At 60.9% G+C, this 6,000-nt stretch carries 6 protein-coding genes and 1 tRNA gene; 4 read left to right on the top strand and 3 right to left on the bottom strand.

The window, feature by feature from the left end; translation table 11 throughout:
* Positions 1 to 110 precede the first annotated feature (110 nt).
* Positions 111 to 1,121, top strand: coding sequence for a tyrosine-type recombinase/integrase (locus KTQ37_RS11410; protein ID WP_218630637.1), 1,011 nt, complete (start codon positions 111 to 113; stop codon positions 1,119 to 1,121).
* Between the two features lies 1 nt (position 1,122).
* Here KTQ37_RS11410 and KTQ37_RS11405 read toward each other — a convergent pair whose 3' ends face one another.
* Positions 1,123 to 1,935 carry a GIY-YIG nuclease family protein gene (locus tag KTQ37_RS11405; protein ID WP_218630636.1) on the bottom strand — a complete coding sequence of 271 codons (813 nt, stop codon included), beginning with the start codon at positions 1,933 to 1,935 and terminating at the stop codon, positions 1,123 to 1,125.
* A gap of 153 nt (positions 1,936 to 2,088) precedes the next feature.
* Positions 2,089 to 2,162, bottom strand: a tRNA-Cys gene (locus KTQ37_RS11400).
* A 184-nt stretch (positions 2,163 to 2,346) separates the two neighbouring features.
* Between KTQ37_RS11400 and KTQ37_RS11395 the strand changes: the two genes are divergently transcribed.
* The 3 genes from KTQ37_RS11395 to KTQ37_RS11385 all read left to right on the top strand — a co-directional run bounded on the left by KTQ37_RS11395 (position 2,347) and on the right by KTQ37_RS11385 (position 5,296).
* Positions 2,347 to 2,997: a protein-L-isoaspartate O-methyltransferase family protein gene (locus KTQ37_RS11395; protein ID WP_218630635.1), complete on the top strand. Its 651-nt coding sequence runs from the start codon at positions 2,347 to 2,349 to the stop codon at positions 2,995 to 2,997.
* 113 nt (positions 2,998 to 3,110) lie between these two features.
* Complete coding sequence (locus KTQ37_RS11390; protein ID WP_218630634.1) at positions 3,111 to 4,487, top strand: TolC family outer membrane protein; 1,377 nt, start codon at positions 3,111 to 3,113, stop codon at positions 4,485 to 4,487.
* A 119-nt stretch (positions 4,488 to 4,606) separates the two neighbouring features.
* Positions 4,607 to 5,296: a hypothetical protein gene (locus KTQ37_RS11385; RefSeq protein WP_218630648.1), complete on the top strand. Its 690-nt coding sequence runs from the start codon at positions 4,607 to 4,609 to the stop codon at positions 5,294 to 5,296.
* A 70-nt stretch (positions 5,297 to 5,366) separates the two neighbouring features.
* Here the strand turns inward: KTQ37_RS11385 and KTQ37_RS11380 are convergent, their stop codons facing one another.
* The gene (locus tag KTQ37_RS11380; RefSeq protein WP_218630633.1) at positions 5,367 to 5,687 is read right to left on the bottom strand and encodes a DUF6280 family protein; all 321 of its coding nucleotides are present in this window, start codon (positions 5,685 to 5,687) and stop codon (positions 5,367 to 5,369) included.
* Positions 5,688 to 6,000 lie beyond the last annotated feature (313 nt).

Here is a 6,000-nt window from a genome sequence, read left to right as displayed (position 1 = left end):
GAAATTGCCTTTGCCCATCTCGGCCTCCTTGCCTCAAAATTAGGGAAGAAGGCGTCTACAGATCTAGGGGCTATTCATTTCGCGGCGGCCCCAAGTTCTGGGACTCCGCGATGCCGGTGATCGAAGGGTCGCCGGAGTATCTTCGTCGCTACCTTGATGCGGTCGAGGGGCAGTCGAAAAAACGCGCCGCCAAGGTAGCAGAAGGCAAACGCACCTCGTCCGTGATCGAGCGCTATAAGCGCTCTGTTCACTTTCAAAAGTTGGCGCCGCGCACTCAAAGCGACTACCTCAAGTTCCTGGATTCTTTTGACGAAGAATTCGGGGAGGAACCGATTGAACTGTTCGAGGAGCGTCAATCGCTCGCCGAGATCGAAGAGTGGAAGGCGCGGTGGGCTCATTCGCCGAAGCAATATGATTATGCGACCTCGGTCGTGACGCGCCTGCTCAACTGGGCGGTTAATACGGACACGAGTATTGCTACACATTATCATCGCGGGGTTGAACGCACCTACAAATCAGACCGCTCGAACATCATCTGGACGCCCGAAGAACTCGAAGCGCTTCTGTCTGTCGCAGACGAGGTGGAGAAGCGGATCGTAATTGCGGCTTCCGAAGGCGGCCTGACGCCGCAGGATATCGGAACGTTGACGCGTGAAAATGTGCATCCGACACCGGGCGGGCGCCGCATCGTTTTTCGGCGCAAGAAGACTGCGGTGCCGGTGAGCATTCCGGTTACGCCCGCCCTGGCGGCGCTGATCGACGAAACCCCGCCGCATCAGAAGCATCTCGTTGTGGCGCTGCAGGGCGGTGCGCTGACAAGCCTGCGCGCATCGCAGATTGTGCGAGATCTCAAGCTTCGTGCAAACTTAGCGGCCGCAACGGACCCAACGAAAACGCGGATCCGGGACGAACTTCGGCTCTATGACATGCGCGGGACCGCAGCGACTGAATTGCTACGCGCGGGCTGCTCTCTCAACGAGATTGCGGTGACCATGGGTTGGGGCATTCGACATGCAGCAAACATCATCGAAACATATGCGGCACTCGTGCCCGAAGTCGCTGACGACGTGCTTGCGAAGTTGATGGTCGCGCGCCGGAAGGTTGCGGCGGGCGAACGCTAAGCTATGCCATTTTAGTGCGGAACCGGATAGTGTTTCGGTCCAGGATCTCGCATTCTATCGTGTCGCCCGGCTGAAAATGGGACTGGAACCAGGCGGCAATGGCACGATTGCCGCCCACTATTCTTACGCCGCCAGATCTGTTGGCTGTTCGGTCGATCTTCGACGCCACTGAGCGCGACCCATCTTGAAATGCAACCTGGCAGGGCTCTCCGTCCTCACCGAGATATTTGCTTGCCTTCACGCCGACATTCACGATCCCGCGCTCGTAGTAGGTGGCGTGAAGCGGGAAAGTGAACAGGGCGACCGGTGAAGCGAGCGGTCGATCATCATCAGTGCGGACTTCGGCTTCGGCTTCCAAAGCCGCAGACTCTGTTTCCGCCTTCCCGAGGCCTCCGCCGTTCCAAGGCGGGTCAATAAGGCGAATTAGAGAGTCCTCGAGGCCCGCGGCGAGATTGATCTCAAATTCGCCATATCTAAGAAGGTCGACTGGCGTGAACGCGAGTATCTCGATGCGGGCGCCCTTGGCGATGGCCTCTCGAATGTTGGCGTTGTTCTTAAGGTTTGTTCGTTGTGTCTCACCCGGTCGGCAGTAGGTCTTAAAGCGCTTCTTCAGGCTCCTGGATGTCTTGCCCACGTATAGAACGGTGTCCTTATCGACGAAGGCATATAGCGCGTTGGAAACCTCCATTGCCGCACTCTCGACGCTCGGAGCGGGCTGCTGCGTTTGGTAAGTCAGTTGATCGCCTTCGACTCGCCACTCTCCAATCACAATGAAGCCTGTCGCTATCAGATCTTCTCTGGTCATCTTTGCCATGCGCCAACCTCGCGAAATTCTTCGAGCAGATTGCCCTCAGGTCGAACGGTCATTCCAGAGCAAATGCTGCCATGCGACGCACCAAATGGGCGTCGTTATCGACCGGTCTGTAAACCAGACTGTAAACCGGGATCTACGATTTCGGCTAAGTAGTGGAGGCGGGTACCGGAATCGAACCGGTCTTCACGGATTTGCAATCCGGTGCGTAACCTCTCCGCCAACCCGCCAGCCTTGAGGTGCGTTTGAACTAATGGAATGCGCAGCGCCGCGCAAGGGGCAGATTGGACCGGAATGCCGCTCGCGCGTGAAACTTGTGCGCAACAACCGCTTGGCCAATGCTGCGGCATGTTGCCCACTCGATTCTTATGTGTCAAAACCTCACAAAGGACGCCCAAACCGATGAGTTCAGACATGCAAGATTTCGCCGCGCGCCGCACGATGATGGTGGACACCCAGGTTCGTCCCAACGACGTGACGAAATTCCCGATTATCGATGCCATGCTGAACGTTCCGCGCGAGGAGTTCGTTCCCGCCGCGCGCCGCGAGGCTGCCTATGTCGGCGAGAATGTCGAGATCGCGCCGGGCCGTGTGCTGCTTGAGCCGCGTAACTTTGCCAAGATGCTGGATGCATTGGATATTCAGCGTACCGACCTGATCCTGGATATCGGCTGCGGGCTTGGCTATTCGGCGGCCGTGATCGCCCGGATGGCCGAGGCTGTCGTGGCGCTGGAAGAGGGCGATCTGGCGCCGCAGGCCGAGGCCACGCTGGCGCAGGCCGGGGCTGACAACGCAGCTGTCGTGGCCGGAGAGCTGGCTGCGGGCTCTGCCAAGCACGGCCCCTATGACGTGATTATCATTGAAGGCGCGGTCGAGGCCGTGCCGCAAGCGATTCTTGACCAGCTCAAGGAAGGTGGTCGTATTGCCGCATTGTTCATCGAAGGCGCGCTCGGCACCGTTCGCATCGGTCACAAGATCGACGGAGATGTGACCTGGCGCTACGCGTTCAACGCCTCGGCCCCGCTTCTGCCGGGCTTCCAGGCGAGCAAAGGCTTTATGCTCTGACCGGGGGCCTGGCGGCACGGTCGGTCGGCGTGAATTGAAGAATGGGCCGCGCTTGCGGCCGGTTTGCCTTGGCGCCAGGCCAAGGCTCAAGAATCGAAAACGAGGACCGAGGCATGACGCGCAAGACCCTGAAACCCATCGTGCTCGCAGCTGCGGCGACGTTTGGTATGATGATGTTGCCGTTGGCGGCCGGGGCTGAAACGCTGTCCGACGCGCTGGTCTCGGCCTATCGCAACTCGAACCTGCTTGAGCAGAACCGCGCCGCGCTACGCGCCGCGGACGAAGATGTGGCGGGGGCCGTTGCGGCACTGCGCCCGGTGCTGCAATGGTCGGCGGAATACGGTTATTCGAAATCCGATCTCAGACCGACGTCTGACCGCGTTGCGGGCTCGTTGACGCTGGCGGCGCAGATGACACTGTTCGATTTCGGCCGCAACCGTCTGGCGCTGGACATCAAGAAGGAAGCTGTTCTCGCGACGCGCGAAGCGCTGCGTTCGGTTGAGCAGAGCGTGCTGCTGTCGGCGATCTCGGCCTATACTAGCGTCAAGAGCAGTGCCGAGCAGGTCGCGATCAACGAAAACTCGGTGCGCGTGATCAGCGAAGAGCTTAAGGCCGCGCAAGACCGCTTCGAGGTTGGTGAGGTTACCAAGACCGACGTGTCGCAGGCCGAGGCGCAACTTTCTGCCGCGCGGGCGTCGCTGGCGGCAGCACGCGGCAGCTACCAGGTCGCGCGTGAGGCTTACAAGGCCGCGATCGGTCACTATCCCGCCGGGGTCTCGGCGCTGCCCAAAGCGCCGCAACTGCCCAAGTCCATCGCAGAAGCCACCGCCATCGCGCAGCGCAACCACCCGGCGGTCAAGCAGGTCCAACATAACGTGACCATGGCCGAACTGGGTGTTCTGGCCGCGGCCGCTCAGCGGATGCCGCAGGTGACGGGCTCGATTTCCTATAACTATGCCGAGGGCGGCTATGCCACCGAAGGGGTGGGCATCGGGCTCAGCCAGACGCTCTATTCCGGTGGCGCGCTTCCGGCTGCGCATCGCCAGGCCCTTGCCAACCGCGATCAGGCTCGTGCAACCCTTTCGCAGACCGGTGTCGAACTGGCGCAGGGCGTGGCACAGGCCTGGGCGCAGATCGATGTTTATCGCGCCCAGATGCGCGCCTACGACGAGCAGATCCAGGCAGCCTCGATCGCCTATGATGGCGTCAAGGAAGAGGCGACCTTGGGCGCGCGCACTACGCTTGACGTGCTGGATGCCGAGCAGGACCTGCTCGACGCCCGCGCCTCGCGGATCGATGCCGAGGCCCAGTTGCAGGTAGCCTATTATCAACTTTTGTCGGCTATGGGTCTTCTGACTGTGGAAGACCTCAAGCTCGGCATTCCGACCTATGATCCGGCGGCCTATTACAATGCGGTGCGCAACGCGCCCTACACCAGCACGCAAGGCAAGAGCCTGGATCGCGTGCTGCAGGCTATCGGCAAGAACTGAGGAGGCTCGCACGCCCGCGCGGCCTGCATTTAGTGCGGGCGCGCGGATCCTTGCGCAAATATGCGATTTTGCCCGCTTGGGGGCTGGACAGAAACGCGAAGCGATCGCAGGATTGAGGCATGATGTCTGAACCCGGAAAGCAAATCGAGATCGAGGACGTTCTATCGTCCATCCGCCGCTTGCTGTCGCAGGACAATTCGGCTGCGGCGCCGGTCAAGGCCGTGGTGCGACCTGTTGCGATGGCCGAACCCGCGCCGGAGCCAGCGGCCGAACCCGCGCCGGAGCCAGCGGCCGAACCCGCGCCGGAGCCCGAGGTTGCGGCCGCGCCCGAATCGGAGGGCGAGGCGGATCTTCTCCTTCTGACGCCGGCGCAGCGGATCGAGCCCGCCCCGGACGCGCCGCTGGTGCTTGAGGCGCCCCTGGTCGTGCCCGAGGATCTGGGCGAAGAACTCAGCCGTCTGGAAAGCAGCCTGGCGCAGATGCAGGCCGCCGTCGCCGACAAAGGCGGGGAGTTTGAGCCCGAAGAGGGCGATCCCTTTGAGGCCGATGGTGATGAACTCGCTGAACTGGTTGCGGGAACCGGCGAAGCGGCACCTGAACCGCATTTCGATGAAGAGCAGTCCGACAGCCTTTTTGCCGATGAGATGGCGATTGCCAGTTCGATCGACGAAGATGCGCTGCGCGATCTGGTGACCGAGATCATCCGGCAGGAATTGCAGGGCGCACTCGGCGAGCGTATCACCCGCAATGTCCGCAAGCTTGTCCGGCGCGAGATCCAGCGCGTCCTGGTCAGCCGCGACTTCGAATGACGCCATCCCCCTGAAATGCAAAAGGCGCGCCCGACAGGCGCGCCTTTTGCCATTGGGGAAGCCCTGAAACTCAGGCCGCTTCCGCCTCGTCCGCAGCCATGCGGCGTTCGCTTTCCTCGCGCGACAGCGCGACCGAAGTCCGCACGCCCTTGGCGACGAATTCCATGAGGCCCTTCACCACGCGCTCGTTCGGGTCGATCCCGGCGCAGGACAGCACTTCCCGACCGTCGCGCGAACGTGCCCACCGGGCGATCTGCTCGGGGCCATTCCCGTATTTCTTGTCATCGGCAATCGCATCGTCGAGCGCTGCCAGCACCACGGCCGCGAAGAGTTTGCGGGCGCGTTGGCCTTGCTCATAGTTGAATGCGGAGCCGTCAACGAAATCGCGCATTATTTCGTCCTTTGTTATTGCTCTTACGTTTCCTGGCGTGCAGGTCATCTAGGGCGGATGGGTCCCGATTCGATACAGCCCCTAAGGTATGGCTGCCATGCATTTTTTGCATGGTGGTTACCGTATTTAGTCGAGTCCGCTTTCAGCGACCGGCCATATATATGCATCCAGCAAAACCGATCAAGCTTTTCTTCAATGAAAAAAGGTATCTGACAGCCGTGTGACGCTGCGACGCAGAGGAAACCGCTGCCGAAGGAGCGCAAACGCGCGATCATGTCGATCCATGCTTTGGCTGCATGGCTAACGCATTCGT

The organism is Sedimentimonas flavescens (genome assembly GCF_019264375.1).
Classification (GTDB): domain Bacteria; phylum Pseudomonadota; class Alphaproteobacteria; order Rhodobacterales; family Rhodobacteraceae; genus Rhodobacter; species Rhodobacter flavescens.
Note: the sequence above shows the minus strand (reverse complement) of the source record. Positions and strands in the feature narration are given on the sequence as shown.